20 protein-coding genes and 1 pseudogene are annotated in these 25339 nt (G+C 70.8%); 2 read left to right on the top strand and 19 right to left on the bottom strand.

Annotated elements, in window-relative coordinates:
- Nucleotides 1-30: 30 nt before the first annotated feature.
- From MPE_RS18820 to MPE_RS18735, 18 genes and pseudogenes are all read right to left on the bottom strand, one after another.
- On the bottom strand, nt 31-711 hold the full coding sequence (locus MPE_RS18820; RefSeq protein WP_041929763.1) for a Fe2+-dependent dioxygenase: 681 nt from the start codon (nt 709-711) through the stop codon (nt 31-33).
- 90 nt (nt 712-801) lie between these two features.
- Nucleotides 802-3099: a catecholate siderophore receptor Fiu gene (locus tag MPE_RS18815; RefSeq protein ID WP_011831297.1), complete on the bottom strand. Its 2298-nt coding sequence runs from the start codon at nt 3097-3099 to the stop codon at nt 802-804.
- Between the two features lie 239 nt (nt 3100-3338).
- Entirely contained in the window at nt 3339-4751 is a 1413-nt protein-coding gene (locus tag MPE_RS18810) for an efflux transporter outer membrane subunit (RefSeq protein WP_041930313.1), read from the bottom strand.
- A 26-nt stretch (nt 4752-4777) separates the two neighbouring features.
- Nucleotides 4778-6763, bottom strand: a complete 1986-nt coding sequence (locus MPE_RS18805) for a MacB family efflux pump subunit (RefSeq protein WP_011831295.1) — start codon at nt 6761-6763, stop codon at nt 4778-4780.
- Nucleotides 6763-8472: an efflux RND transporter periplasmic adaptor subunit gene (locus MPE_RS18800; RefSeq protein WP_011831294.1), complete on the bottom strand. Its 1710-nt coding sequence runs from the start codon at nt 8470-8472 to the stop codon at nt 6763-6765. Before MPE_RS18800 ends, MPE_RS18805 begins: the two co-directional genes overlap by 1 nt.
- 213 nt (nt 8473-8685) lie before the next feature.
- A complete protein-coding gene (locus MPE_RS18795; protein ID WP_011831293.1) occupies nt 8686-9105 on the bottom strand; it encodes an ExbD/TolR family protein in 420 nt (139 codons plus the stop codon).
- A gap of 38 nt (nt 9106-9143) precedes the next feature.
- Nucleotides 9144-9914, bottom strand: coding sequence for a MotA/TolQ/ExbB proton channel family protein (locus MPE_RS18790; RefSeq protein ID WP_148210983.1), 771 nt, complete (start codon nt 9912-9914; stop codon nt 9144-9146).
- Nucleotides 9911-10627, bottom strand: a complete 717-nt coding sequence (locus MPE_RS18785) for an energy transducer TonB (RefSeq protein WP_011831291.1) — start codon at nt 10625-10627, stop codon at nt 9911-9913. Before MPE_RS18785 ends, MPE_RS18790 begins: the two co-directional genes overlap by 4 nt.
- 197 nt (nt 10628-10824) lie before the next feature.
- A complete protein-coding gene (locus tag MPE_RS18780) occupies nt 10825-11667 on the bottom strand; it encodes a 23S rRNA (adenine(2030)-N(6))-methyltransferase RlmJ (protein ID WP_011831290.1) in 843 nt (280 codons plus the stop codon).
- A gap of 40 nt (nt 11668-11707) precedes the next feature.
- On the bottom strand, nt 11708-12301 hold the full coding sequence (locus tag MPE_RS18775; RefSeq protein ID WP_011831289.1) for an MOSC domain-containing protein: 594 nt from the start codon (nt 12299-12301) through the stop codon (nt 11708-11710).
- The gene (modC, locus tag MPE_RS18770) at nt 12298-13428 is read right to left on the bottom strand and encodes a molybdenum ABC transporter ATP-binding protein (RefSeq protein ID WP_011831288.1); all 1131 of its coding nucleotides are present in this window, start codon (nt 13426-13428) and stop codon (nt 12298-12300) included. Before modC ends, MPE_RS18775 begins: the two co-directional genes overlap by 4 nt.
- Complete coding sequence (gene modB / locus MPE_RS18765) at nt 13425-14111, bottom strand: molybdate ABC transporter permease subunit (protein ID WP_011831287.1); 687 nt, start codon at nt 14109-14111, stop codon at nt 13425-13427. Before modB ends, modC begins: the two co-directional genes overlap by 4 nt.
- A gap of 80 nt (nt 14112-14191) precedes the next feature.
- Nucleotides 14192-14986 carry a molybdate ABC transporter substrate-binding protein gene (modA, locus tag MPE_RS18760; RefSeq protein WP_011831286.1) on the bottom strand — a complete coding sequence of 265 codons (795 nt, stop codon included), beginning with the start codon at nt 14984-14986 and terminating at the stop codon, nt 14192-14194.
- A 54-nt stretch (nt 14987-15040) separates the two neighbouring features.
- Nucleotides 15041-15265, bottom strand: a complete 225-nt coding sequence (locus tag MPE_RS18755) for a formate dehydrogenase subunit delta (protein WP_011831285.1) — start codon at nt 15263-15265, stop codon at nt 15041-15043.
- A pseudogene (locus MPE_RS18750) lies at nt 15255-15862 on the bottom strand (formate dehydrogenase accessory sulfurtransferase FdhD). The gene MPE_RS18755 and the pseudogene MPE_RS18750 overlap by 11 nt, the downstream one beginning before the upstream one ends.
- Nucleotides 15863-16008: 146 nt before the next feature.
- Nucleotides 16009-18942 (bottom strand): formate dehydrogenase subunit alpha, encoded by a 2934-nt coding sequence (gene fdhF, locus MPE_RS18745; RefSeq protein WP_011831283.1) that lies wholly within the window; start codon nt 18940-18942, stop codon nt 16009-16011.
- Between the two features lie 10 nt (nt 18943-18952).
- Entirely contained in the window at nt 18953-20515 is a 1563-nt protein-coding gene (locus MPE_RS18740; RefSeq protein ID WP_011831282.1) for a formate dehydrogenase beta subunit, read from the bottom strand.
- Complete coding sequence (locus MPE_RS18735) at nt 20512-20997, bottom strand: formate dehydrogenase subunit gamma (RefSeq protein WP_011831281.1); 486 nt, start codon at nt 20995-20997, stop codon at nt 20512-20514. The genes MPE_RS18740 and MPE_RS18735 overlap by 4 nt, the downstream gene beginning before the upstream one ends.
- Before the next feature lie 175 nt (nt 20998-21172).
- Between MPE_RS18735 and MPE_RS18730 the strand changes: the two genes are divergently transcribed.
- Nucleotides 21173-22258 carry a substrate-binding domain-containing protein gene (locus tag MPE_RS18730; RefSeq protein WP_011831280.1) on the top strand — a complete coding sequence of 362 codons (1086 nt, stop codon included), beginning with the start codon at nt 21173-21175 and terminating at the stop codon, nt 22256-22258.
- Here the strand turns inward: MPE_RS18730 and MPE_RS22910 are convergent, their stop codons facing one another.
- Nucleotides 22259-23092 carry a substrate-binding domain-containing protein gene (locus tag MPE_RS22910; RefSeq protein WP_011831279.1) on the bottom strand — a complete coding sequence of 278 codons (834 nt, stop codon included), beginning with the start codon at nt 23090-23092 and terminating at the stop codon, nt 22259-22261.
- 339 nt (nt 23093-23431) lie between these two features.
- On the opposite strand from MPE_RS22910, the gene MPE_RS18720 reads away from it, so the two are divergent.
- Entirely contained in the window at nt 23432-25309 is a 1878-nt protein-coding gene (locus tag MPE_RS18720) for a phosphoenolpyruvate carboxykinase (GTP) (RefSeq protein WP_011831278.1), read from the top strand.
- Nucleotides 25310-25339 lie beyond the last annotated feature (30 nt).

Genomic DNA, 25339 nt, shown 5'->3' with positions numbered 1-25339 from the left:
GACAGGGCCCGTGAGCGGCGGCCCGCCGCGTCACACCTCGGCCCACTGGCGCAGCAGGTTGTGATAGTGGCCGGTGAGGCTCAGCACCTCGGGGCAATCGCCGAGCTTCTCGCGCAGTTTCTGGATGTCCTGGTCGAGCTCGAACAGCAGGTGGCGCTGCCCGTCGTCGCGCACCATGCTCTGCGTCCAGAAGAACGAGCACACGCGCGTGCCACGCGTCACCGGCTCGACGCGATGCAGGCTGGTCGACGGGTAGAGGATCAGGTCGCCGGCCGGCAGCTTGACCTCGTGCGTGCCGTAGGTGTCGACCACGACCAGCTCGCCGCCGTCGTAGTCGTCCGGGTCGCTGAGGAACAGCGTGCTCGACAGATCGGTGCGCAGGCGCAGGTGGGTGCCCGGCACCGAGCGCACTGCGCCGTCGATGTGCAGGCCGTAGTGCTCGCCGCCCTCGTAGCGGTTGAACAGCGGCGGCACGGTGCGCAGCGGCAGTGCGGCCGAGACGAACAGCGGATGAACCAGCAGCGCCTTCAGGATGGTCTCGCCGAGTTCGCGGCCCACCGGCGACAGCTCGGGCAACTGGCGGTTCTGCTTGACTTGGGCGCCCTGCGGGCCGACGGTGGCGCGGCCATCGACCCAGTCGGTGGCGTCGAGCCGCGTGCGGATGTCGGCGACCTGATCGCGCGTCAGGACCTCGGGCACGTGCAGCATCATGATGGTCTTCGGCCTTTCAATGCAGCGAGCCTCTCCGGGGAGAGGCTCGCGAGTTTCGCACCCGGCCGGGTGCATCGGCGATTCAGCAGGTCAGAAGCTGAAGTTCGCGGTGAGCAGCGCGTTGCGCTCGGCGCCCGGCACGTAGCGCGAGCCACCGTTGTTGATCGCCGCGATGTACTCTTTGTCGAACACGTTGTAGATATTGAGCTGCAGCGACAGATTCTTCGTCACGTCGTAGGCCAGCATCGCATCGGCCACCCAGTAGTCGGGCGTCTCGAGCAGGTTGCTCGTGGTCACGAGATTGCTGCTCCGGGCCACCGTGTCCACGTACCGTGCGCCGCCGCCGACGGTCAACCCGAAGGGCAGCTTGTAGGTGGCCCAGGAGGTGAAGGTGATCTTCGGCGTGAAGACGATCACGCCGCCCTGGTTGGCCGCCGTGCCCTTGAGGATCTCCGAATCCATATAGGCCAGGCCCGCACTGAGGCTCAGCGCCGGAGTGATCTGGCCGATCAGGCCGAGTTCGGCGCCGTCGACGCGACGCTTGCCTACCTGGGAATAGGTCGGCGGCGTTGCACCGTCGGAGAGGAGCTCGTTCTTGTTCTCGCTGCGGAAGATCGCGCCGACGGCCGAGAGTTTGCCGTCGAGCAGATCCCATTTGCTGCCGATCTCGATGTTGCTACCCTCCTGCGGATCGAGGTCCGGCCGGTTCGCACTGTTCTCCTGGCTGCTGAGCGCGAAGTTGCTGCCGCCCGGCGGCTGGAAGGAATTGGACACGGTCGCGTAGATGCTGCCGTTGGGCGCCGGCTTGAACACGGCTCCAACCTTCCAACTCAGCAGGCTGTCGGTCAGCGACAACGGTGCGTTCTGGACCAGCGACTCCGGCGTCGTGGCGGTGGCCGCGGTGAAGGTCGAACCGTTGGTCTCGGCGTGGAACTTCTCCCAACGCACGCCGCCATTGAGCAGCCATTGCTCCGACAGCTTGAGCGTGTCGAAGGCATAGACCGCCGCGCTCAGCGTGTTTCCGCGTGTGTAGGCGCCCTTGTACGGCGGCGTCAGGAACACGTCGCTCCGGTTCGGGTCGTACAGGTTCGCGGGCACCTGCTGCAGCGAGGCGGGCAGGGTCGTGTTGGTGAGCGTCTGCGGCGTGATAGTGCGTTGGCGTTCGTAGATCAACTCGAAGCCGGTCGACAGCGAGTGCTCCACGGCGCCGGTCTTGAACTCGGCGTTCAGGTTGGTCTGGTTCGTCAGGATGTCGTTGCTCTGGCGTTTGCCCTGACGCGATCGGGCCACCGTGTAGGTTGCCGGATCGCCGCTGCTGGTGTTGACCGCGTTCACACCCGTCACCAGAAGATCCTGCTCGGCGCGGCCGAGGCGCGTCGTGTTGCGCAGCGTGTAGCCGGGCGCGAGGGTGTGCTCGATGCGCGCGGTGAGCATGTCCACCGTCACGTCATCGTGGTCATTGCGGGAGCCGTAGAAGTTCTTCGAGTTCACCGCGGGGCCGGTGGCCGTGGGCGAGCTGAAGATGTAGCCGGGCAAACCAAAGGTCGAGACGCCGCCATCCGGCGTGTTGTCGTGCTTGACGTGCAGGTAGCTCAGGACGGTGCGGGTCGGCGTGCCCAGGCCGAAGGCCAGCGACGGCGCAAAGCCCCAGCGTTTGGTCTTCACCTCGTCACGCCCCGGGACCCCATAGTCCTGCGCCATCAGGTTGAGGCGGAAGGCCGAGCCGGGGATCGCCAGATCCAGTGCGCGGTTCAGGTCGAGCGTGGCGCGCTTGCGGTCGTCGGTGCCGAGGGTGACGCTGGCATTGCCGAAGTTCTGCAGCTGCGGCGACTTCGAGATCATGTTGACGTAGCCCGACGACGCGCCACGCCCGTTGTCCGAGCCCGACGGACCCTTGATCACCTCAACCTGCTCGAGATTGAAGGTGTCGCGCGAGATGCTGCCCAGGTCGCGGATGCCGTCGACGAAGATGCTCGCCGAGGTGTCGAAGCCGCGCATGAAGATCGCGTCGCCGGTCTGCGTGTTGCCGTTCTCGCCCATCTGCAGCGTGATGCCGGGCGTGTTGCGCAGCGCTTCGGTCAACGAGGTGGCACCTTGCTGCTGCAGCACTTCCTTCTTGATGACCGTGATGGTCTGCGGCGTGTCCACCAGCGGCTGGGTGAACTTGGGCGAGGCCGACACATCGGCCTTGATGCCGTTGTCGGCTGCCGCCTTCGCCTTGATCTCCGGCAGCACCTGCGTGCTGGCCGGCGCCGAAGCGGCGTCGGCGGGCACTGCAGCCTGCTGGGCGTGCACGGCGGCTGGAATGGCGAGCACGGCGAAGGCGGCGGCGGCCGAAGCGGTCCGTCGTGGGGGATGGGCGTGCTTGCGAGCCTGGATGTAGGCCATGGGTTCTCCTCGGTGTGGTCGAAACGGCGAAACGGGCACAGAGGCTGGCTCTCTGCGGCAATCCCGACCGCGTTTCGACGCGAGGAAAAGCAGATGGCTGACCGGGGGGCTGTCAGGGATCGACAGCGCTCAGTCAATGATGATAATTATTCGTATTAAGATTTGTCAAATTATTGTCGAATCGTGTGACCGCGGTGCGCCGATGCCGGCCTGAGGATTGCAGCGCTGAGATTTGTGGCTCATGAAGAAAGTTGGCGACCACTCATTGACCAGCCGCCCCCCAGCGCCTTGAACAGATCCAGTGCCGCCGTCAGCCGGGCCAGCCGCAGCTGCGCCAGCTGGTCGATCGACGAGAACAGCGTCCGCTGCGCGTCCAGCACGCTGGTCAGGTCGTCGGCGCCCTCGCGGTAGCGCAGCTCGGCCAGGCGCAGCGAGCGCTGCGCCTCGTCGCGGATCGCCAGCTGCGCCTGCTCCTGGCCGCGGTTGCGCACCGCGTTGCCGAGCGCGTCCTCCACCTCCTTCAGCGCGGTGTAGATGGCCAGCCGGTAGCTCTCCACCAGCTGGCGGCGCGCCGATTCGCCCAGCGCCACCTGGTTGCGCAGCCGCCCGCCGTCGAACAGCGTCTGGACGATCGAAGCGCTCAGCCCGAGGCTGGAGGATGGATTGGCCAGCGACAGCAGCGCCGTGCTGGCCAGCCCGGCCGAGCCCGACAGCGACACGCTGGGCAGCAGCGCGGCACGGGCCGCGGCCACGTCGGCATCGGCCGCGGCGAGCTGGGCCTCGGCGCTGGCCAGGTCGGGGCGGCGCACCAGCAGCTCCGACGGGAGACCGGCGCCCGCCTCGGGCACCGCGAAGCGCTCGAAGCTGCGCGTCTCCACCTGCAGCGCCTGCGGCGGGCGGCCGAGCAGGATGGCCAGCGCGGTGACGGTCTGGCGCTCCTGCACCTCCAGTGGCTCCAGCGTGGCCCGCTGTGACAGCACTGTGATGCGTTGGCGGCTCACGTCCAGCGCCGAGGCCGCGCCGTTGCGGTAGCGGGATTCGACGATGCCGAACACGCGCTCGGCGATGGCCAGGTTGTCGCGCGCGATCTCGATCCGCATGCGCAGCGCGAGCACCTGGAAATAGGCGTTGGCCACGCCGGTGCTGAGCGACAGCCGTGCGGTCTCGAGGTCGTAGCGGCTGGCGGCCAGCGAGGCCTCGGCGCCCTTCACGCCGGCGGCGAGCCGGCCCCACAGATCGATCTCGTAGCTGACGCCGAGCGACACGCTCGACGACTTGCTGGTGCTGGCGTCGAACCCCGGCCCCGGGTCGGCGCGCCGGGCGCCGGAATTGCCGCTGACGCTGACCGACGGGAACAGCGTCGCGCCAGCGCTGCGCACCGCGATCTCGGCCTGCTGCACGCGCTCGGCGGCGATCGCCAGCGTCGGGCTGCCGGCCTGGGCGGCGTCGATCAGCCGCGCCAGCTCGTCGGACTGGAAGCCGCGCCACCAGTCGCGCTGCAACGGCCCGCTGGCGGCGGTCGCGGCCTCGTTCCATTGCGGCGGCAGGTCCAGCGTAGGCCGCGTGGTGTCGATCGCCGTCGCGCAGCCGGCGAGGGCCAGCGCGATCAGCAGGGCGGAGGCGCGCCAGCGCGGCGCGGGTCGGGGAAGCATCGTGGACATGGGGCGGGAGAGGGTGTTCATTCGGCGGCCAGCGCGACCACCGGGTCGAGCTGCGCGGCCTTGCGCGCCGGCAGCCAGCCGAACACCAGGCCGGTGCCGAAGGCGCAGCCGAAGGCCAGCAGCACCGGCGCGAGCGAGTACTGGACGGGCGTGCCGAACGCGCCGATCGCGGCGGCGGTGGCCAGTCCGCCCACCACGCCCACCGCACCGCCGATCGCCGACACCACCATCGCCTCGATCAGGAACTGCTGCATGATGTTGCGCTCGCGCGCGCCGGTGGCCATGCGGATGCCGATCTCGCGGGTGCGCTCGGTCACCGACACCAGCATGATGTTCATCACGCCGATGCCGCCCACCAGCAGCGAGATCGCCGCGATCGAGCCGAGCAGGATGGTCAGCGTGTTCTGCGTCTGCTCGGTGGCCTCGATGATCGAGGCCATGTTGCGGATCTGGAAGTCCACCACGCCATGGCGGTCGAGCAGCAGCGACTCCACGGCCTCCTGGGTCTCGTCGATGCGCGACACGTCGTCGACCGCGACCGTCACGTTGCGCATGAAGCGCTGGCCCGACAGCCGCAGGCTGCTGGTCGCATACGGCACGAACACGATGTCGTCCTGGTCCGAGCCCATCGGCGATGCACCGCGCGCCGTCATCACGCCGACCACCTGGAACAGCAGGTTGTTGACCAGCACGTACTCGCCCACCGGGTTCGCGCCGTCGGGGAACAGCGCCTTCGCGACGGTCTGGCCCAGCACCGCCACCGTGGCGTAGCTCGCCTCGTCCTCGGCGCTGAAGAAACTGCCCTGGGCCACCGGCCACTGCCGCGCCAGCGGGAATTTCGACGAGGTGCCGTTGATGCTGGTGCTGTAGTCGGCGCCGCTGTAGCGCAGCGTCGCGCTGCTGTTCTGTTCGGGCACGGCGGCCAGCACGTTGGGCACCTGATCGATCGCAGCCACGTCGGCGACCACCAGCGTCGCGGTGCTGTTGAAGCCGCGCTGGTTGGGCGCGCCGGGGCGCACCAGCATCAGGTTCGAGCCCATCGCGCTGATGCGGTTGATGACCTCCTGCTTTGCGCCGTCGCCGATCGCCAGCATCGCGATCACCGAGCCGACGCCGATCACGATCCCCAGCAGCGTGAGCACCGAGCGGAACAGGTTGGCGCGCAGCGAACGCAGCGCCATCTTCGCGGCCTCCACCACGTCGGCCAGGTGCGAGCCTTCGTGGGTGATGGCCGGCGGCACGTAGTCGGCCTGCTCGGGCGACGGCGACGCCGAGCCGGGGTCGGCGACGATGCGGCCGTCCTTGATCTCGATCAGCCGGTCGGCGTGGTCGGCCACTTCCTTCGCGTGGGTGATCAGCAGCACCGTGTGGCCGCGTGCCGACAGGTCGGCCAGCAGCTTCATCACGTCGGCGCCGCTCTTGCTGTCGAGCGCGCCGGTCGGTTCGTCGGCGAGGATGATGCGGCCGCCGTTCATCAGTGCGCGCGAGATCGACACGCGCTGCTGCTGCCCGCCCGACAACTGGTTGGGCCGGTGCTCCAGCCGGTCGGCCAGGCCCAGCTCGCCGAGCAGCGCCTTCGCGCGCTCGTGCCGCTGCGCTGGCGGCAGGCCGGAGTACATGGCCGGCACTTCCACGTTCTCTGCCGCGGTTGCGGTCGCGATCAGGTGGTAGCTCTGGAACACGAAACCGAAGTCGTCACGCCGCAGCAGCGCGAGTTCGTCGCGGTCGAGCGAGGACACGTCGCGGCCGAGGAAGCGGTAGCTGCCGGTGGTGGGCTTGTCGAGGCAGCCCAGGATGTTCATCAGCGTCGACTTGCCCGAACCCGACGCGCCCATGATGGCGACGAACTCGCCCTCGTAGATCGTCAGGTCGATGCCGTGCAGCACCTGCACCGCGAGGTCGCCGTTGCGGTAGGTCTTGGTCACGCCGCGCAGCTCGATCAGCGGCGTCTCGCCGGGGCGCAGCCCGGTGGTGGCGACGGCCGGTTCGGGGTCGCGCTGCATCAGCGGCCTCGCGGCGCCTGTCCCATGCCCGGCGGCATGCCGGCCGGCCCCTGCTGCAGGCCACCGCCCTGCGCGCCGGCGCTGCGGGGGGCCTGCGCCTGCTGCGGCTGCTTGATGCCGGCGACGACCTGGTCGCCCTCGCTCAACCCGGACAGCACCTGCACCTGCACACGGTTGCTCACGCCGAGTTCGACGCTGCGTTCCTCCAGCGTGCCGGCCGGCGTCAGGACCTTCACGGTCGAGCGGCGCGTGCCGCGCGGCCGTTCGACGGTCGCGAAGCCGCCGGTGGCAGGAATGGTCGGGCCGCTGGCGGCGGCGGTTGCCGATGCGGCGCGTGCCGTCGCCGGTGCACGTGCGTTCTCGCCGCGGTGGAGGCGGTCATCGCCGGCCGCCAGGCGCTGTTCGCGCAAGGCCTGGCGCTCCTCGGGGGACATCGCCTCGAACGCGGCGCGGCGCTCTTCCCGGCTCATGCCCGCGAAGCGCTCCGGCAGTGGTGCGCCACTGCGCGGCGCCGCAGCGCCCGTTCCCGCCGGGGCTGCGGCAGGGGCCGCGCTGCTGCTGCTGCGCCGTGCTGGTACGGACGCGGCCCCCGCACTCGTGGTCGGGGGGGAGGCGGAGGCCGCGGGAGCGCTGGCGCCCTCGGCCGGTGCCGATGCGGCGCGCTCGGGCTCGCCGCGCTCGCGGCGGCCCCCGCCGGTGCGTCCGCTGCCGGTGCTGCCGATCGCCGCGACCGGCACGACCAGCGCATCCTTGGCCTCGGCCGCGATGAAGAAGACCTGCGCGGTCATGTTCGTCATCAGTGCCTGGTTGTTGTTGGGCACGTCGAACAGCGCGTTGTAGAGCACCACGTTGTTGGTCACGGTCGGCGTCGGCTCCACCTTGCGCAGCGTGCCGTACCAGCGCCGGCCCTGGCTGCCCAGGGTCGTGAAGTAGACCGTCATGTCCTGGCGCAGCTTGCTGACGTCGGCTTCCGACACCTGGGTCTGCACCGTCATCGTCGACAGGTCGGCGATGCGCAGGATGGTCGGCGCCGACTGGTTGGCGTTCAGGGTCTGGCCCTGGCGCGCGGTGACGCTGACCACGGTGCCGGCCAGCGGGGCGTAGATCTTGGCGTAGTTGAGGTTGGCCTCGTCGGCCCGGAGCGTCGACTCGGTCTGCTCGATCGACGCCTTGATGGCGTCGATCTGCGCCTTGGCGGCCTTGGCGGTGGCCTCGGCCTGCTGCAGTGACTCGGTGGTCGTCGCGTCGTCCTTCATCAGGTTGCGCTGGCGGGTGAGCAGCAGCTGCGCCAGCGCGTACTGCGATTCACGCTCGGCCAGCGTCGCGCGCTGGTTGCGCAGGCCGGCGCGGCGCGCATCGACGGTGGCGGTCAGCACCGTCGGGTCGATCTCGGCCAGCAGGTCGCCGGCCTTGACGATCGAGCCGACCTCGACGTGCAGCCGCTTCAACTGCCCGGACACCTGTGCGCCGACGTCGACGTAGTCGCGCGGCTGCACGGTGCCGGTCGCGGTCACCAGGTCCTGGATGTCGGCGCGCTGCACCGTCGCGAACTGGTACTGCTCGCGCAGGTTGGGCTGGCCATAGAACAGGCGCCAGGCCGCGTAGCCGCCGCCGACGATCAGCAGCAGCGCGATCACGGCCCACAGGGCACGATGGGCGAGAAGGCGGCGCCAACGCGGGCGCGATGCGGTGTCGGGAGGTGCGGTCATGGGAAACGGAGCCGGGGTCCTGGGGTGCGGGTGCGGCGGTCGGTGTGGGCTGGCGGCGAAGGAGTCGCCAGTCTGCGGGCCGCACGGTTAAGCAATGGGGCGCGATTGTGGCGGCTTTGTAAAGCCCGGGCGGGCCGCGCCGGTGTCACGGGCCCGATGTGACGAAGGCCGCACGCGGCGGCCTTCGTCGTCCGGCAGGCGGCGTGGCCGCGGTCAGCGCGCGTCGGGCTCGCTGACGAAGCCGACCTTGCTCAGGCCCGCCTTCGAGGCGTCGGCCAGGGTCTCGGCGACGTAGCGGTAGGCCACCGCCTGGTCGGCGCGCAGATGCACCTCGGGTTGCGGCTGCTTCTGTCCGGCGTCGGCGAAGCGCTGCGCGGCCTCTTCGCGTGTCACCGTCTCGCCGTTCCAGAAGCGGACGCCGGCGCCGTCGATCGCGAACTCGATCTTGTCGGGCTTGAGCTCGTTGACCTGGCTGCTCGCCTTCGGCAGGTCGAGCTTGACCGCATGGGTGAGCAGCGGGGCGGTGACGATGAAGATCACCAGCAGCACCAGCATCACGTCGATCAGCGGCACCATGTTGATCTCGGACACCGGAGCGGACGAGGATTTGCGGTCGAAGCTGGCGAAGGCCATGGTGGGCTGGCTCCTGCGTGAAGGGTGAAGGGAAGGGCTCAGGCGCCGCGCGCGGCCGGGGTCAGCTTGCCCGGCATCGTGCGCACGTTGTCGCTGCCGCTCTTCGCGGCGTCGGCCAGCGGCGAACCCATCGACAGGAAGGTCATCAGCTCGAAGGCGAAGGCGTCGAGCTTGGCGTTGAGCACGCGGTTGCTGCGCGTGATGGCGTTGTAGGCCATCACCGCGGGGATCGCGACCGCGAGGCCGATGCCGGTCATGATCAGCGCCTCGCCCACCGGGCCGGCCACCTTGTCGAGCGTGCCCGAGCCGCTCATGCCGATCGCCACCAGCGCGTGGTACACGCCCCAGACCGTGCCGAACAGGCCGACGAAGGGCGCGGTGGCGCCGATCGTCGCGAGCCAGGTCAGGCCGTTCTCGAGCCGCGTGGTCTCCTCGTCGAGCACCTTCTTGATGGTGCGGGTGACGAAGTCCTGCGCGGTGCCCGCCTCCTCCAGCTTGGCCGCGCCGTAGCGGGCATGGTGGGCCTGCGCGTTGATCGCGTGGGCGGTCAGGTGCGCGAACGGCTCCTGCACGCCATGGGTGCCGATCTCGGCGCCCACCTCGTCGAGCGAGCGTGCGTTCCAGAAGAAGAGCAGGAACTTCTCGCTGCGCCGCGTGCGCAGCAGCTGGCCGAGGCCCTTGACGACGATCAGGGTCCACGAGATGGCCGACATCACCACCAGCACGGCCAGCAGCGACTTGCCGACGAAATCGCTCTGCGCGATGAAGTGGGCGAAGCCCATCGAAGTGTTCACATCGGTCACGGTCATCTCTCCATTTCAAAGACCAGGGGCATCACGACCCAGAAGGGCTGGGCCACGCCGTTCTCGGTGTAGGGCTTGAAGCGCGTTGCCTTCACGGTGGCGAGTGCGGCGTCGTCGAGGCGGGAGAAGCCGGACGAGCGCTGCAGGAGCATCTGGCGCGGCAGGCCTTGGTCGTCGACCAGCACGCGCACGTGCACGCGGCCCGATTCGTTGAGCCGCTTGGAAGCGGTCGGGTAGACCAGGTTCGGCGGCGTCAGGTACTCGACCTGTGTGATCGCCACGGTGCGCGGCTGCGGCGGCGGGGCCGGTGGTGCGGGAGGCGCCGGCGGCGGCTCGACCGCCACGATGACGGGGGGCTCGGGGGGCGGCGGGGGCGCGACGAACACCGGCGGTTCCGGTGTCGGCGCCGGTTCGCTGACGAGGATCGGCGCGGGCGGCGGCGGCTTCTTCAGGAGCGGCCGTGGCGGCGGGGGCGGAGGCGGCGGGATCGGCACCGGCGGGGCCGGCGGCGCGATCAGGTCGACCATGATCGGCGCGGCGGCCTGCACCGCTTCGCGCACCGAGTCGATCTGCAGCAGGCCCCAGCCGCCGGCAACGTGCGCCGCCAGCACGCCCAGCACCAGCCCGCGCCGCGCGCCCGGCATCAGGCCTTCCGACGAGGCGGTGGGCAGCGGTGGGGGCGCGACGCCGTTCGGCAGGGGAGGCAAACCAGAGCTCATGAGAAGTCTTGGGGTCCGCAGGACCGGCGAGAGGGCGCCTCGGTCAGAGCCGGTGCGCCGAGGGCTCGGCGGGACGGCCGAAGCCGGAACGAGCCATTTTAATGCGAATCATTCGCATTATTCAAGCGACTTCAACGGCATCGGCTGCGCCGGTCCTGTCCGGCAGCGAGGAGCGCACCGAGTGCGCGACGGCGCGCTCAGGCCGCGCGCTGTTCGAGCAGGTGGCTCGGCGTGTCGACCTGCGCCAGTGCCTGGGCCAGATAGGGCAGCGTGTCGCGCAACTGGGCGTGCAGCGTCCAGGGCGGGTTGATCACCACCATGCCGCTGCCGGCCAGGCCGAAGCCCTGCACGTCGAGCGGCTGCACGGTGAGCCGGGCATGCAGCCAGCCCTTGGGCGCCAGGTTCTGCAGCCGCTTGGGCAGTTGCGCGGCCTCGATCCGGCTGACCTGCGGGTACCAGACCAGGATCACGGCTTCCGCAAAGCGCTGCAGCGCCTCGCGCACGGTCGCGACGAGCCGGGCGTAGTCGGCCTTCAGCTCGTAGGACGGGTCGATCAGCACCACCGCGCGGCGCGAGGGCGGCGGCAGCTGGGCCCGCAGCCCGGTGAAGCCGTCCTCGTGGTGGACCTCGGTGTGCGGCCGGTCGGCATGGTGGGCGGCGAGCGTGCGCAGGTCGGCCGGGTGCAGTTCGAACAGGCGCAGCTCGTCCTGCGGGCGCAGCAGCCGTCGTTCGAACTCGGGCGAGCCGGGGTAGCGGCCCAGGCCCCCATCGGGATTGAAGTCGCGCACCACTTGCACGTAGTCGGCCACCATGGGCGGCAGGTCGCTGCGGTCCATCAGGCGCGCGATGCCGTGCTCGAACTCGCCCTTCTTCAGCGCCTCGGGCGTGCCCAGCGAGTAGCCGCCAGCGCCGGCGTGGGTGTCGATCAGCCGGTAGGGCTTGTCCTTCTGCGCCATGTGGCGCAGCACTGCGCACAGCACGGTGTGCTTGAGGACGTCGGCATGGTTGCCCGCATGGAAGGCGTGTCGGTAGGCGAGCATGCGGTGATTGTCGCGCGCCGGGCAACGCGGCCCTCGCGCGTCAGTCGCGGCGGTGCCTGCCCATCACCGCGCGGAACAGCTCGGGAATGCCGACCTCTCGCGGGCCCGGCTGCAGCTCGCCCGTCTCGCCGGCGGCGATCGTGCCCGGCTCGCGCACTGCGAGGTAGACGCCGCAGTAGCCCGACTGCAGCATCAGCTTGGAGGCCTGGTTGAAGCCCATCACCGCGTTGAACTTGTAGCAGGGCTGGCGTGGCGCGGCGACCGCCAGCACGCAGTGCGGGAAGCGCAGCACGTCGCCGATCCACAGCTGGCCTTCCCGCAGGCCGGCGAGCGTGAGGTTCTCGCCCATGAAGCCGTGCGGCAGCGCCTCGTCCCATGGCGCCACGCGGGCCTGCGCGCGCACCGTCTGCCAGAACGCGTAGTGCTCGCTGGGGTAGGCGTAGATGGCCTTGTCGAGGCCGCCGTGCACCGTGGGGTCGGCCTGTTCGTCGCCGGCGAGCCCGAGCCGGCCCACCGCCACCGCGCCGCTCACGCCGCGCTTGCCGATCGCGCTCTGGACGCGGCGGTTCTCGCCGACGTCCAGCGGGCGCGCCTCGGCGACGTTGACGCTCAGGACCCGCAGCGCGTTGCTCATGAGGACGAGGACTCCGTTTCGGTATGGACGGCGGCGGCGCGCCCTTCGACCGCCACCGCCTTGAAGCTGGCCACCATCGGCTGACCCGGCGCCACCGCCAGGGCCTGCACCGAGCGTTGCGTCACGAGCGCCCACAGGCGCTCGCCCGGCGCGCCGCCCGGGCCGAGCGCCAGCTCCACCGCGGCATACGGCGCCTCGCGCTCGATCACGCGCAGTACCGTGCCGGCGAGCTGGTTGCTCGCGCTCGACGCCAGCACCTCGCGCTGCAGCGCCACATCGCGCGCGCGGATGCGCAGCCGCACCGCGGCGCCGGGTGCGGCGGCCACCTGCGGCACCGTCACCCGCTGGCCGGCGACCATCACCGTGGTGAGCTGCCAGTCGCCCAGCTGCTCGGCCACGCTGCCGGCCAGCACGCTGCCGGCCTCGAAGCGACCGACCAGCGGGCCCAGTGTCAGGTCGGACAACAGCTCCAGCGCCGGGCCCTCGGCCGCCACCCGGCCGTCGGCCAGCAGCACCACGCGGTCGGCCAGGCGCATCACCTCGTCCATCTGGTGGGTGACGTAGAGGATGGGCAGGTTCAGCCGTGCCGGCAGCGCGGCCAGGTAGCCCAGCAGCTCCTGGCGGCGCGGCGGGTCGAGCGAGGCCAGCGGCTCGTCCATCAGCAGCGCGCGTGGCTTGCCCAGCAGCGCGCGACCGAGCGCGACGCGCTGCCGTTCCCCGCCCGAAAGCTGGTGCGGCCGGCGCGCCAGCAGCGGCGCGAGGCCCAGCAGCGCCACCACCTCGTCGAGCGCGGGCCCTGCGGCGGAGGCCGGCGCGCGCTTGGCGCCGTAGAGCAGGTTGGCGCGCACGTCGCGGTGCGGAAACAGTCGACCGTCCTGGAACACGACGCCCAGTCGCCGCGCCCCGGGCGCCAGGTCGGTGCCGGACGCGGCATCGAACAGCGTGCTGCCGTCGATCGCGACGCGGCCGGTCACCGGCCGCAGCAGACCTGCGGCCGCCTGCAGCAGCGTGCTCTTACCGGCACCGCTGCGGCCGATCAGCGCCGTGATGCCCTGCGGCGGCACGTCGATGCGCGCCGTCACGCCGGTGTCGCCGCGAGCGACGCTCACGTCGATCAGCAGGCTCATCGCTGCCCCAGCCAGCCGGCCACGCGCCGGTGGCTCCACTGCGCCAGCGCCAGCGCGGCGAGCGCCAGCAGCACCGAGCACGCGACCAGCCGCAGCGCGGCAGCCTCGCCGTCGGCGCTCTGCAGCGCGCTGTAGATCGCCAGCGGCAGTGTCTGGGTCTGCCCCGGCACGTTGGAGACGAAGGTGATGGTCGCGCCGAACTCGCCGAGCGAGGCCGCGAAACCCAGCACCGCGCCCGACAGCAGGCCGGGCGCGGCCAGCGGCAGCGTCACGCTCGCGAAGGCATCGAGCCGCGAGGCGCCGAGCGTGCGCGCGGCGTCCTCCAGACCGCGGTCGACGGCCTCCAGCGCCTGCCGCACCGCGCGCACCATCAGCGGCAGCGCCATCACCGCGGCGGCCAGCACCGCGCCGCGGAAGCTGAACACGAAGCTGACGCCGAGCCATTCGTGCAGCCAGCGGCCCAGCGGGCCCTGGCGGCCGAAGCCCAGCAGCAGCGCATAGCCGATCACCACAGGCGGCAGCACCAGCGGCAGGTTCACCGCGGCCTCCAGCAGCGCCTTGCCGGGCCAGCGGCCGCGCGCCAGCGCGAGCGCGAGCAGCAGCGCGACGGGCAGCGTCAGCGCGGTCGCGGTGGCTGCGACCTGCAGGCTGAGCCACAGGGCCTGGAGTTCGAGCGGGGTCAAGGGGGTCTCGCCCGCGCGGGCGGGCGGTGGCGGTCGGAACGGGTCCCGACTGTGCCAGACCGGTGGGCGCCGCGGCGCGATCAGGGCGCCGAGAAGCCGGCGGCCTTCAGCAAGGCACCCGCCTCGGCGCCGAACAGGTGTTCGTAGAAGCGGTGAGCGGCCGGCCCGGCACCGGTCAGCAGCGCGGCGGGGTAGCGGATCGGCGGATGGCTGTCGGCCGGGAACAGCGCCACGACCTGCACCTTGCGCGAGGCCAGCGCGTCGGTCCGGTAGGTGATGCCGAGCGGCGCCTCGCCGCGCTCCACGAAGGCGAGCGCGGAGCGCACGTTGTCGGCGCGCGCGAGCCGTGGCCCGGCCTCGGCCCACAGGCCGAGCGTGCCGAGCGCGGCCTGCGCATACTTGCCGACCGGCACGTGCGCCGGATCGCCGGTGGCGATGCGGCTGTCGGGGGTGGCCAGGGCGGCGCGCAGCAGCCGGCTCACGGCCTCGGCCGTCTCCGGCGGGGCCGTCGGCTCGGCGCTGCCCGGCGCCACCAGCGCGAGCCGGTTGCCGACCCAGTCGCGCCGCGTGCCGGGCAGAAGTCGGCCGGCCTTGCCGACGGCGTCCATCCAGGGTTCGTCGGCACTGACGAAGATCTGCGCGGTGGCGCCCTGCTCGATCTGCCGGGCCAGCGTGGAACTCGACGCGAACGAGAACCGGACGCCGGTGAAGCCGCCCTGCCGTGCGATCGCCTGCAGCACGTCGGTCAGGCTGGCGGCGGCGAACACCACCACCTCGTCGTCGGCCGCGCGGGCGGCGGGGGGGCCTGCGAGCAGCCAGGCGGCCAGGGCGGTGGCGAGGGTGGTGCTCAGGCGGCGGCGCAGCGGGGACATCATGGGCAGGGTTTCGGGCGAGTGGTGGAGGACGCGAGTCTGGTCGCGGAGGGCGCCTCAGTCGAGCACTGCGCGGTGCCGGGTGAGGGCCGCCTCGACCATCGCGTTGAGCCCGGCGCTGCCGTTGCGGTCGACGTGCGCCAGCAGCGCGCGCCGCATGCGCGGGTCCCAGAACTTCTTCAGGTGCTCGGCCACCTGCTGCGCGGCCTCGGCCGCGTCGGGCATCGCCTCGAAGAACTGGCCGATGCGGTTGGCCATGCGCACCAGGTTGTCAGCGTCCATCGTCGCGCTCCGTCATGTCGATCCGTTCGGCCCCGGCATAGACCACCAGGTCGCGGCCGCGCGCGAAGCCGGCCAGGCCCACGCCCAGTCGCCCGGCCAGGTCGACGGCCATCGTGGTGGCCGCCGACACGGCGACCAGCAGCCGCACGCGCGCCGCGGCGGTCTTGTGCAGCATCTCGTAGCTGGCGCGGCTGGTGACCGCGAAGAAGCCCTCGGTGCCGGCGTCGCCGGCGGCCAGCGTGCCGGTCCGCGCCATCGCGCCGATCAGCTTGTCGAGCGCGTTGTGGCGGCCGACGTCCTCGCGCAGCAGGCGCACCGCGCCGTCGTCGCCGCACCAGGCGGCAGCGGCGCCAGCGGCCGTTCCAGCTGGGCCAGGCTCTCGATGCCGCACAGGCCGCAGCCGGTGCGACCGGCCAGCGCGCGGCGCCTTGCCTTCAGGCGTGCCATGCAGCGCGCGGCGATCTGCAGCTTCAAGGTGATGCCCTCGGGCGACTCGACCGCCTCCAGGCCGTGCAGCTCGCCGGGCGCGTCGAGCAGGCCCTCGCTCAAGGCGAAGCCGAGGGCGAAGTCCTCCAGGTCCAGCGGCGTCGCCAGCATCACCGCCTGCGCGACGCCGTTGAACTCGAGTGCCACCGGCCGCTCTTCGGCCACCCAGTCGGGTCCGTCGAAGGCGGCGCCGCCGCGCACGCCCGCGACCGTCCGCCGCTGGGCGCCGCCGGCGTGCAGCGGGCCGTCGGCCATCCTCATGGCTTCTTCGCGCCGGCGAGGGCCGGCTCGGCCTTGTGCCGTTCGGCGAGCAGGCGCTCCTGCACCTCGGTGAAGCGGCTGTAGGCCTTCTGCCAGCCCGAAGGCTGCATCACCGGCAGCACCTGCACCGCGGTCACCTTGTACTCGGGGCAGTTGGTGGCCCAGTCGGAGCTGTCGGTGGTGATGACGTTGGCGCCCGACTCGGGGAAGTGGAAGGTCGTGTAGACCACGCCGGCCTGCATGCGGTCGCTGACCTGCGCGCGCAGCACGGTCTGGCCCGAGCGGCTCTCGATGCCGACCCAGTCGCCGTCCCGGATGCCGCGCTCCTCGGCGTCGTGCGGGTGCAGCTCCAGCCGGTCCTCGCTGTGCCACTGGTTGTTCTCGGTGCGGCGCGTCTGCGCGCCGACGTTGTACTGCGACAGGATGCGCCCTGTCGTCAGCAGCAGCGGGAACCGGCGCGTGACCTTCTCGTCGGAGGCGACGTACTGCGTGATGAAGAACTTGCCCTTGCCGCGCACGAAGCGGTCGATGTGCATCGTCGGCGTGCCCTCGGGGGCCTCATCGTTGCACGGCCACTGGATGCTGCCCAGACGGTCGAGCTTCTCGTAGCTGACGCCGGAGAAGGTGGGCGTCAGCGCGGCGATCTCGGCCATGATCTGCTCGGGGTGGGTGTAGTCCATCGGGTAGCCGAGCGCGTTCGACAGCTTCACCGTCACCTCCCAGTCGGCGAGGCCTGCCTTGGGCGGCATCACCTTGCGCACGCGCGAGATGCGGCGCTCGGCGTTGGTGAAGGTGCCGTCCTTCTCCAGGAAGGACGAGCCCGGCAGGAAGACGTGCGCGTACTTCGCGGTCTCGTTCAGGAACAGGTCCTGCACGACGATGCATTCCATGGAGGACAACGCATGCGCGACGTGCTGCGTGTCCGGGTCGGACTGCACGATGTCCTCGCCCTCGCAGTACAGGCCCATGAAGCTGCCCGACAGCGCGGCGTCGAACATGTTGGGGATGCGCAGGCCGGGTTCGGGCTGCAGCTCGACGTTCCAGGCGTTCTCGAACAGCGCCCGCGTGCTGCTGTCCGACACGTGGCGGTAGCCCGGCAACTCGTGCGGGAAGGAGCCGATGTCGCACGAACCCTGCACGTTGTTCTGGCCGCGCAGCGGGTTCACGCCCACCCCCTCGCGGCCGACGTTGCCGGTGGCCATCGCGAGGTTGGCGATGCCCATCACCATCGTCGAACCCTGGCTGTGCTCGGTCACGCCCAGGCCGTAGTAGATGGCGGCGTTGGGCCGCGCCCCGCGGGCCTGCAGCGTGGCAGCCGTGCCGTCGGATCTGCCGGTGGTGAACAGTCGGGCGGCGGCGCGCAGCTCGGTGGCCGGCACGCCGGTGACGACGGCGGTCGCCTCAGGGGAGTTGGCATCGCGCGACACGAACTCGCGCCACTCGCGGAAGGCCTTGTCCTCGCAGCGTTCGGCGATGTAAGCCTCGTCGAGCAAGCCCTCGGTGACGATCACGTGCGCCAGCGCGGTGATCACCGCGACGTTGGTGCCCGGACGCAGCTGAAGATGGTGGTCGGCCTTCACGTGCGGCGACTTCACCAGGTCGATCCTGCGCGGGTCGACGACGATCAGCTTCGCGCCTTCGCGCAGTCGCTTCTTCATGCGCGAGGCGAACACCGGGTGGCCGTCGGTCGGGTTGGCACCGATGACCATGATCACGTCCGACTTCTCCACCGACTTGAAGGTCTGCGTGCCGGCCGATTCGCCCAGCGTCTGCTTCAGGCCATAGCCGGTCGGTGAGTGGCACACGCGCGCGCAGGTGTCGACGTTGTTGTTGCCGAAGGCCGCGCGTACCAGCTTCTGCACCAGATAGCCTTCCTCGTTGGTGCAGCGCGAGGAGACGATGCCGCCGATCGCGTCGCGCCCGTACTTCGCCTGGATGCGCTTGAACTCGCTGGCGGCATAGCCGATCGCCTCGTCCCAGCTCACCTCCTGCCACGGGTCGGTGATGCGCTTGCGGATCATCGGCGTGGTAATGCGGTCCTTGTGGGTCGCGTAGCCCCAGGCGAAGCGGCCCTTGACGCAGGAGTGGCCTTCGTTGGCCTGGCCGTTCTTCCACGGCACCATGCGCACGACCTCGTTGCCCTTCATCTCGGCCTTGAAGCCGCAGCCGACGCCGCAGTAGGCACAGGTGGTGGTGACGCTGTGCTCGGCCTGGCCCAGCCAGATGACCGACTTCTCCTGCAGCGTGGCGGTCGGGCAGGCCTGCACGCAGGCGCCGCAGCTGACGCACTCGCTTTCCATGAAGGGCTGGTCCTGGCCCGCCGACACGCGCGACTCGAAGCCGCGGCCACTGATCGTCAGCGCGAAGGTGCCCTGGGTCTCCTCGCAGGCGCGCACGCAGCGGTTGCAGACGATGCACTTGCTCGGGTCGTAGGTGAAGTACGGGTTCGACTCGTCCTTCGCGCTCTTCAGGTGGTGGGCGCCGCCGTACTGGTCACCGACGCCGTAGCGGACCTCGCGCAGGCCGGTCACGCCGGCCATGTCCTGCAGCTCGCAGTCGCCGTTGGCGGCGCAGGTCAGGCAGTCGAGCGGGTGGTCGGAGATGTAGAGCTCCATCACCCCCTTGCGCAGCTCCTGCAGCTTCGGGCTCTGCGTGCGCACCTTCATGCCGGCCTCGGCCGGCGTGGTGCACGAGGCCGGGTAGCCGCGGCGGCCCTCGATCTCGACCAGGCACAGGCGGCACGAGCCGAAGGGCTCCAGGCTGTCGGTCGCGCACAGCTTGGGCACCTGCACGCCGGCGTCGATCGCCGCGCGCATCAGCGAGGTGCCGGCCGGCACGGTGACGGCCTGGCCGTCGATCTCGAGCGTGACGGCCTGCGTCGACGCGCTGGCCGGGGTGCCGTAGTCGATCTCGGCGTGGGGGTCGAGCATGGTGAGCTCCTCAAGCGGCCGCGCGGTCGGGTGTCGCGAGGCCGAAGTCTTCGGGGTAGTGGTCGAGCGCCGACAGCACCGGGTAGGGCGTCATGCCGCCCATCGCGCACAGGCTGCCGGCGAGCATCGTGTCGCACAGGTCGCGCAACAATTTCACCTGCGCCGGCCGGTTCACGTTGGCGGTGATGCGATCGATGACCTCCACGCCGCGTGTCGAGCCGATGCGGCAGGGCGTGCACTTGCCGCAGGACTCGATCGCGCAGAACTCCATCGCGTAGCGCGCCAGCTTCGCCATGTCGGCCGTGTCGTCGTGCACCACGATGCCGCCGTGGCCGACCACGCCACCGAAGGCGGCATAGGCCTCGTAGTCGAGCGGCACGTCCCACTTCGACTCGGGCACATAGGTGCCGAGCGGCCCGCCGACCTGCACTGCCTTGATCGGCCGGCCCGAGGCGGTGCCGCCGCCGAAGTCGTACAGCAGCTCGCGCAGCGTCACGCCGAAGGCCTTCTCGACCAGGCCGCCGCGCTTCACGTTGCCGGCCAGCTGGATCGGCAGCGTGCCCATCGAGCGGCCGACGCCGTAATCGCGGTAGTGCGCCGCGCCGCGCGCCAGGATCAGAGGCACCGACGCGAAGCTGATCACGTTGTTGATGACGGTGGGCTGGCCGAACAGGCCTTCGATGGCCGGCAGCGGCGGCTTCGCGCGCACGATGCCGCGCTTGCCCTCCAGGCTTTCGAGCAGCGCCGTCTCCTCGCCGCACACGTAGGCGCCGGCGGCCTTGCGCACCTGCAGGTGGAAGGCGCGGCCCGAACCCAGCACGTCGCTGCCCAGGAAGCCGGCCGCCTCGGCGCGGGCGATCGCGTCGTTCAGCGTGGCGATCGCGTGCGGGTACTCGGAGCGCACGTAGACGTAGCCCCGGGTCGCGCCGACGGCCAGCGCGGCGATCGTCATGCCCTCGATCAGCATGTACGGATCGCCCTCCATCGTCATGCGGTCGGAATAGGTGCCCGAGTCGCCCTCGTCGGCATTGCAGACGATGTACTTCTGCGCCGACGGCGTGTTCATCACCGTCTTCCACTTGATGCCGGTCGGGAAAGCGGCGCCGCCGCGTCCGCGCAGGCCGGACTGCAGCACCTCGTCGACCACCGCCGCGTCGGGCATTGCCAGCGCGCGGCGCAGGCCGGCCCAGCCTTCGTGCGCCTCGTAGTCGGCGAGCGACAGCGGATCGGTGAGGCCCATGCGGGCGAAGCACAGGCGCTCCTGCTTCGCGAGGTAGGGGATCTGCTCGGTCGGCCCGTGGCCCAGTGCGTGCGGTGCGCCCTGCAGCAGGCCGGCGTCCAGGAGCCCCGGCACGTCCTCGGGCGTCACCGGGCCGTAGGCCACGCGGCCGGCGGACGTGCTCACCTCGACCAGCGGCTCCAGCCAGAACAGCCCGCGCGAGCCGTTGCGCACCAGGTTCAACGCCAGGCCACGCCGCGCGCACTCGGCCTGCAGCGTGGCGGCCACCGCATCGGCGCCGACCGCGAGCGCGGCCGAATCGCGCGGGACGCGCACGGTGATGGCGGTGCTCATCGCGCGGCCTCCTCGGCGTCTTCGTTTTCCAGCGCGCCGATCAGGCGATCGAACGCGGCCGGGCTGATGCGCGCGTGCAGGCGCTCGTCGATCACGATCGCCGGCGATGACGCGCAGAGCCCCAGGCAGAACACCGGCTCGAGCGTGTAGCGGCCATCGCTGCTGCTCGCGTGGCTGCGGCAAACGAGACGGCGCTCGGCGTGCGTCAGCAGCGCCTCGGCGCCCAGGGCCTGGCAGGCCTCGGCGCGGCACACCTGGATCACATGGCGGCCGGCCGGCTCGCCGCGGAAGTGGTGGTAGTAGGTGATGACGCCATGCACCTCGGCGCGCGACAGGTTCAACGCGCCGGCGATCTCGGGCACCGCGTCGGCCGGGATGCAGCCCAGCTGGTCCTGCACCTCGTGCAGGATCGGCAGCAGCGCGCCCGGCTCGTCGGCCCGGCGCGCGAGGACGGCGCGCACAGCCGCCAGCGACGTGCTCATCGCGCGGCCGCCCGAACGGCCGGGCGAGCGTTGCAGGAAGCTTTGGGGGAGGCTGTCATATGTTGTCTCCGGCATATGGATTCGAGAGCGTGCTTCACTGTATGGTGGGAGTTCCTGCGGTTCAATATGAGCCGTCAGGCCGAGCACATATGCGCTGAAGCGCCGAAAGATCGCCATGCTCGAAGTCTCGATCCAGCCGCAATGGAGCATCCGCCGCACAGGCCAGCCCGAGCTGCCGCCACGGCTCATCCAGTTGCTCGGCCAGGTGCATGAGCACGGCAGCCTGCTGCGTGCCTGCGAGGTCAACGGTGGCTCCTACCGCCATGCCTGGCAGCAGCTGCGCGAGGCCGAAGCCGCGCTCGGGCAGGCGTTGATCCGCACTGAGCGTGGCCAGGGCTCGAAGCTCACCCTGCTGGCCGAGAAGCTGCTGTGGGCGGACCGCCGCATCGCCGCGAGGCTGTCGCCGATGCTGCACACGCTGGCCTCCGAACTGGAAGTCGAACTGGGCCGGGTGGTCAGCCCGGAGGGGGCGATGCTGCGCATCCACGCCAGCCACGGCTTCGCGATCGAGAAGCTCGACGAGTTCCTGCGCGCCGACCAGGTGCCGGTCGAACTGAAGTACTGCGGGAGCCAGGAGGCCGTGGCGTCGCTGGCTGCCGGCAGTTGCGACGTGGCGGGCTTCCACATGCCGCTCGGCGCCTTCGCGCCGGTGGCACTGGCCCATTACGCGCGCTGGTTCAAGCCGCGCGAGCAGGCGGTGGTGCACGTGGCCACGCGCAAGCAGGGGCTGATGGTCGCGCCGGGCAACCCCAGGAAGCTCTACACGCCGGCCGATCTGGTGCGGCCCGGCGTGCGCTTCATCAACCGGCAGCCGGCCTCCGGGACGCGCTTCCTGCTCGACCTGATGCTGCAGCGCGACGGGGTCGACGCCCGGCGCATCGACGGTTACGAGCGCGTCGAGTACACGCACGCCGCCGTCGCGGCCTACGTGGCCAGTGGCATGGCCGACGTCGGCTTCGGCGTGGAGCCGCCGGCCCGGCGCTTCGGACTGGAGTTCATTCCGCTCGAGACGGAGCGCTACCTGCTGCTGTGCGACGCGCAGGCGCTGCAGGGGCCGCGGCTCGGGCAGATGCTGCTGTTGCTCCGCAGCGAGGCGTTCCGTGCAGCGGTCGACCAGCTGCCGGGCTACGACGGGCAGGGCATCGGCGCGGTCGTCGAGGTCGACGCGCTGCTCAAGGGGCCGAAACGTCGGCGACCGTGATCAGGCCGGCCGGCGGTAACCGCGCCCGAAGCCGGCCACGACACGTCGGCCGTTCGGGCCGGCGAGCCAGTTCACCAGCAGCTTGCCGCCGGGGTGGTTGACGCGGAACGAGCGCATCACGTGGTAGCTCACCTGCAGGCGCGGGTCGCCTTCGACCAGTACCGCCAGCCCGCTGCCGGCGCCCAGCGCCGACCACAGGCCGCGCTCGACGAAGGCGTAGCCGCCGGTGTCGCGCGCCAGGGTCAGCACGGCGGTGGGTCCGGGTCCGGCGGCGCGCAACCAGGGGCCGACCGGCTGCGGGCCGGCCGCCTTCCACAGGGTCTGCTCCAGCGCACGGGCGCCGCTCGGCTCGCCCGGGGTCACGAAGACGGCCTCGCCTCGCTCGCCGGCCGCGACGATGCGGCCGAGAGCGGTGGCGGCGTCGCGTTCGCCGGCGATGCCGGCCGGGTCGCCACGGGCGGCACTCTTCTTCGTGGCCTTCAGCGGCGCAGGTCCGACCAGCACGAAGTCGCCCAAGGCGATCGGACGGCGGTCGTGCACCAGGTTCTGCCGCTCCAACGCCCGTTCGAGTTCGGGCGCCTGCGTCAACGCGGCGTCCAGTTCTCCTCGTTCGAGCTGCGGCAGCAGCAGGCCGCTGGGGCCGGGTCGCCAGTCGATCGCCAGCCCCGTGTCGCGGGCGATGGCGGTGCGCAAGCGCGCGGCGAGGCCGGAGGCCTGCAGGTCGGCCTCGACCCCCACGGTGATCCGGCGATCCAGGCCGCGCTGGGCCCAGGCGGGCCCGACCAGCGCCACGGCCAGGGCGCCCAGAGCGCGGCGTCGTCGTCGATCGAACACGGGGGCTTGCATCACCCCATGTTAAGGGGGGAGCCGCCGTGGACAGGGGGTGCCGGCGGGCGCCGCCGCCGGCAAGATCGGTTCAGCCTTTGGCTGACACCGCGGGGCAGACGCGTTCGGCGCGCACTTCGAGGGCCGGGTCGAGGCGCAGAGAAAGGCCACGCATGTGGTCATGCACAAAGTGCATATCACCATCCTGTCACGCCGAAGTCACACCCCTACACTTTCTTTCAGGCATCTCCAGAGCAGTCCCGACCAGGGTGGGATCGATGCCGCCAGTGCCCGCCCCTCCTGCCGTTTTGCAGGCACTGACGAGATCCATTCCTTCCCGGAGAAACGATGAATCACCCCGCCATGCAAGGGCTTCGCGTCGAAGCGCCTGCCCATGTAAAGAACGCCCGCCTGATCTCCTGGGTGGCCGAGATGGTTGCGCTGGCCCAGCCCGCGGCGATCCACTGGTGCGACGGCTCGCAGGCCGAGTACGACCGCCTGTGCGGCCAGCTCGTCGAGGCGGGTACCTTCCGCAAGCTCAACGAGGCCAAGCGGCCGAACAGCTACCTGGCCTGGAGCGATCCGAGCGACGTGGCGCGCGTCGAGGACCGCACGTTCATCTGCTCCGAGAAGAAGGAAGACGCCGGCCCCACCAACAACTGGACCGCGCCCGAAGAGATGCGCGCTCTGTTGCAGACCGGCCGGGCCGACGGCACGCCCGCTCTGTTTGCCGGCTGCATGCGTGGCCGCACGATGTATGTCGTGCCGTTCTCGATGGGACCGCTGGGCTCACCGATCGCGCACATCGGCGTCGAGCTGTCCGACTCGCCCTACGTCGCCGTCAACATGAAGATGATGACGCGCATGGGCAAGCCGGTGCTGGAGGTGCTGGGCAGCGACGGCGACTTCGTGCCGTGCATGCACACCGTCGGCGCGCCGCTGGTCCCCGGCCAGAAGGACGTGGCCTGGCCATGCAACAAGACCAAGTACATCGTCCACTACCCCGAGACGCGCGAGATCTGGAGCTACGGCTCGGGCTACGGCGGCAATGCACTGCTGGGCAAGAAGTGCTTCGCGCTGCGCATCGCCTCGACGATGGGCCGTGACCAGGGCTGGCTCGCCGAGCACATGCTGGTGCTGGGCGTGAAGAACCCGCAGGGGCAGAAATTCCACGTGGCCGCCGCCTTCCCCAGCGCCTGCGGCAAGACCAATTTCGCGATGCTGATCCCGCCCGCCGGCTTCGAGGGCTGGGAGGTGACGACCATCGGCGACGACATCGCCTGGATCAAGCCGGGCGCCGACGGCCGCCTCTACGCGATCAACCCCGAGGCGGGCTACTTCGGCGTGGCGCCAGGCACCAACGACCAGACCAACCCCAACTGCATGGCCTCACTGCAGCGCGACGTGATCTTCACGAACGTGGCGCTGACCGACGACGGCGACGTCTGGTGGGAGGGCATGACCGCCTCCGCGCCCGCCCACCTGGTGGACTGGCAGGGCAAGGACTGGACGCCGGCGCTGGCCAAGGAAACCGGCGCGAAGGCAGCGCACCCCAATGCACGCTTCACCGTGGCCGCCATCAACAACCCGGTGCTCGACGAGAACTGGGACAACCCGGCCGGCGTGGGGATCGACGCCTTCATCTTCGGCGGCCGCCGCTCGACCACCGTGCCGCTGGTGACCGAGGCGCGCGACTGGGTCGAGGGCGTCTACATGGCCGCGACCATGGGTTCCGAGACCACCGCCGCAGCCGCCGGCCAGCAGGGCGTTGTGCGCCGCGATCCGTTCGCCATGCTGCCCTTCATGGGCTACAACATGAGCGACTACTTCCAGCATTGGCTGACGCTCGGCCGCAAGCTACAGGACGCCGGCGCCAAGCTGCCGAAGATCTACTGCGTCAACTGGTTCCGCAAGGGCGCCGACGGCAAGTTCGTCTGGCCGGGCTACGGCGAGAACATGCGTGTGCTGAAGTGGATGCTCGAGCGAGTGCAGGGCAGTGCGCAGGGCAGCGAGAACGTCTTCGGGGTCAGCCCGCGCTATGAGGATCTGGCGTGGCAGGGTCTGGACTTCACGCCGGCGCAGTTCGGCAGCGTGATCGGCGTCGACCGGGCCGCGTGGCAGCAGGAGCTGGAGCTGCATGCGGAGCTGTTCGCCCAGCTTGCCCACCACCTGCCGCCCGAGCTTCCGGCCACCAAGGCCCGCATCGAGCAGCGGCTGGCCGGCTGAACGGTCCGGGGCCGGGTCGCCGGCGCTCAG

Origin of the sequence: Methylibium petroleiphilum PM1, from assembly GCF_000015725.1 — a bacterium.
Lineage (GTDB): Bacteria > Pseudomonadota > Gammaproteobacteria > Burkholderiales > Burkholderiaceae_C > Methylibium > Methylibium petroleiphilum.
This window is presented reverse-complemented; position numbering and strand designations above follow the sequence as displayed.

Bases quoted from the DNA above. Each gene is read 5' to 3' on its own strand.
- MPE_RS18790 (WP_148210983.1), bottom strand. From the start codon at position 9,914: ATGACCGTGACCGATGTGAACACTTCGATGGGCTTCGCCCACTTCATC.
- MPE_RS18775 (WP_011831289.1), bottom strand. From the start codon at position 12,301: ATGAGCAACGCGCTGCGGGTCCTGAGCGTCAACGTCGCCGAGGCGCGC.
- MPE_RS18720 (WP_011831278.1), top strand. From the start codon at position 23,432: ATGAATCACCCCGCCATGCAAGGGCTTCGCGTCGAAGCGCCTGCCCAT.
- fdhF (WP_011831283.1), bottom strand. From the start codon at position 18,942: ATGCTCGACCCCCACGCCGAGATCGACTACGGCACCCCGGCCAGCGCG.
- modA (WP_011831286.1), bottom strand. From the start codon at position 14,986: ATGATGTCCCCGCTGCGCCGCCGCCTGAGCACCACCCTCGCCACCGCC.
- MPE_RS18815 (WP_011831297.1), bottom strand. From the start codon at position 3,099: ATGGCCTACATCCAGGCTCGCAAGCACGCCCATCCCCCACGACGGACC.
- MPE_RS18785 (WP_011831291.1), bottom strand. From the start codon at position 10,627: ATGAGCTCTGGTTTGCCTCCCCTGCCGAACGGCGTCGCGCCCCCACCG.
- MPE_RS18800 (WP_011831294.1), bottom strand. From the start codon at position 8,472: ATGACCGCACCTCCCGACACCGCATCGCGCCCGCGTTGGCGCCGCCTT.
- MPE_RS18805 (WP_011831295.1), bottom strand. From the start codon at position 6,763: ATGCAGCGCGACCCCGAACCGGCCGTCGCCACCACCGGGCTGCGCCCC.
- MPE_RS18810 (WP_041930313.1), bottom strand. From the start codon at position 4,751: ATGCTTCCCCGACCCGCGCCGCGCTGGCGCGCCTCCGCCCTGCTGATC.
- MPE_RS18735 (WP_011831281.1), bottom strand. From the start codon at position 20,997: ATGAGCACGTCGCTGGCGGCTGTGCGCGCCGTCCTCGCGCGCCGGGCC.
- MPE_RS18740 (WP_011831282.1), bottom strand. From the start codon at position 20,515: ATGAGCACCGCCATCACCGTGCGCGTCCCGCGCGATTCGGCCGCGCTC.
- MPE_RS18795 (WP_011831293.1), bottom strand. From the start codon at position 9,105: ATGGCCTTCGCCAGCTTCGACCGCAAATCCTCGTCCGCTCCGGTGTCC.
- MPE_RS18780 (WP_011831290.1), bottom strand. From the start codon at position 11,667: ATGCTCGCCTACCGACACGCCTTCCATGCGGGCAACCATGCCGACGTC.
- MPE_RS18755 (WP_011831285.1), bottom strand. From the start codon at position 15,265: ATGGACGCTGACAACCTGGTGCGCATGGCCAACCGCATCGGCCAGTTC.
- MPE_RS18730 (WP_011831280.1), top strand. From the start codon at position 21,173: ATGCTCGAAGTCTCGATCCAGCCGCAATGGAGCATCCGCCGCACAGGC.
- MPE_RS18820 (WP_041929763.1), bottom strand. From the start codon at position 711: ATGATGCTGCACGTGCCCGAGGTCCTGACGCGCGATCAGGTCGCCGAC.
- modC (WP_011831288.1), bottom strand. From the start codon at position 13,428: ATGAGCCTGCTGATCGACGTGAGCGTCGCTCGCGGCGACACCGGCGTG.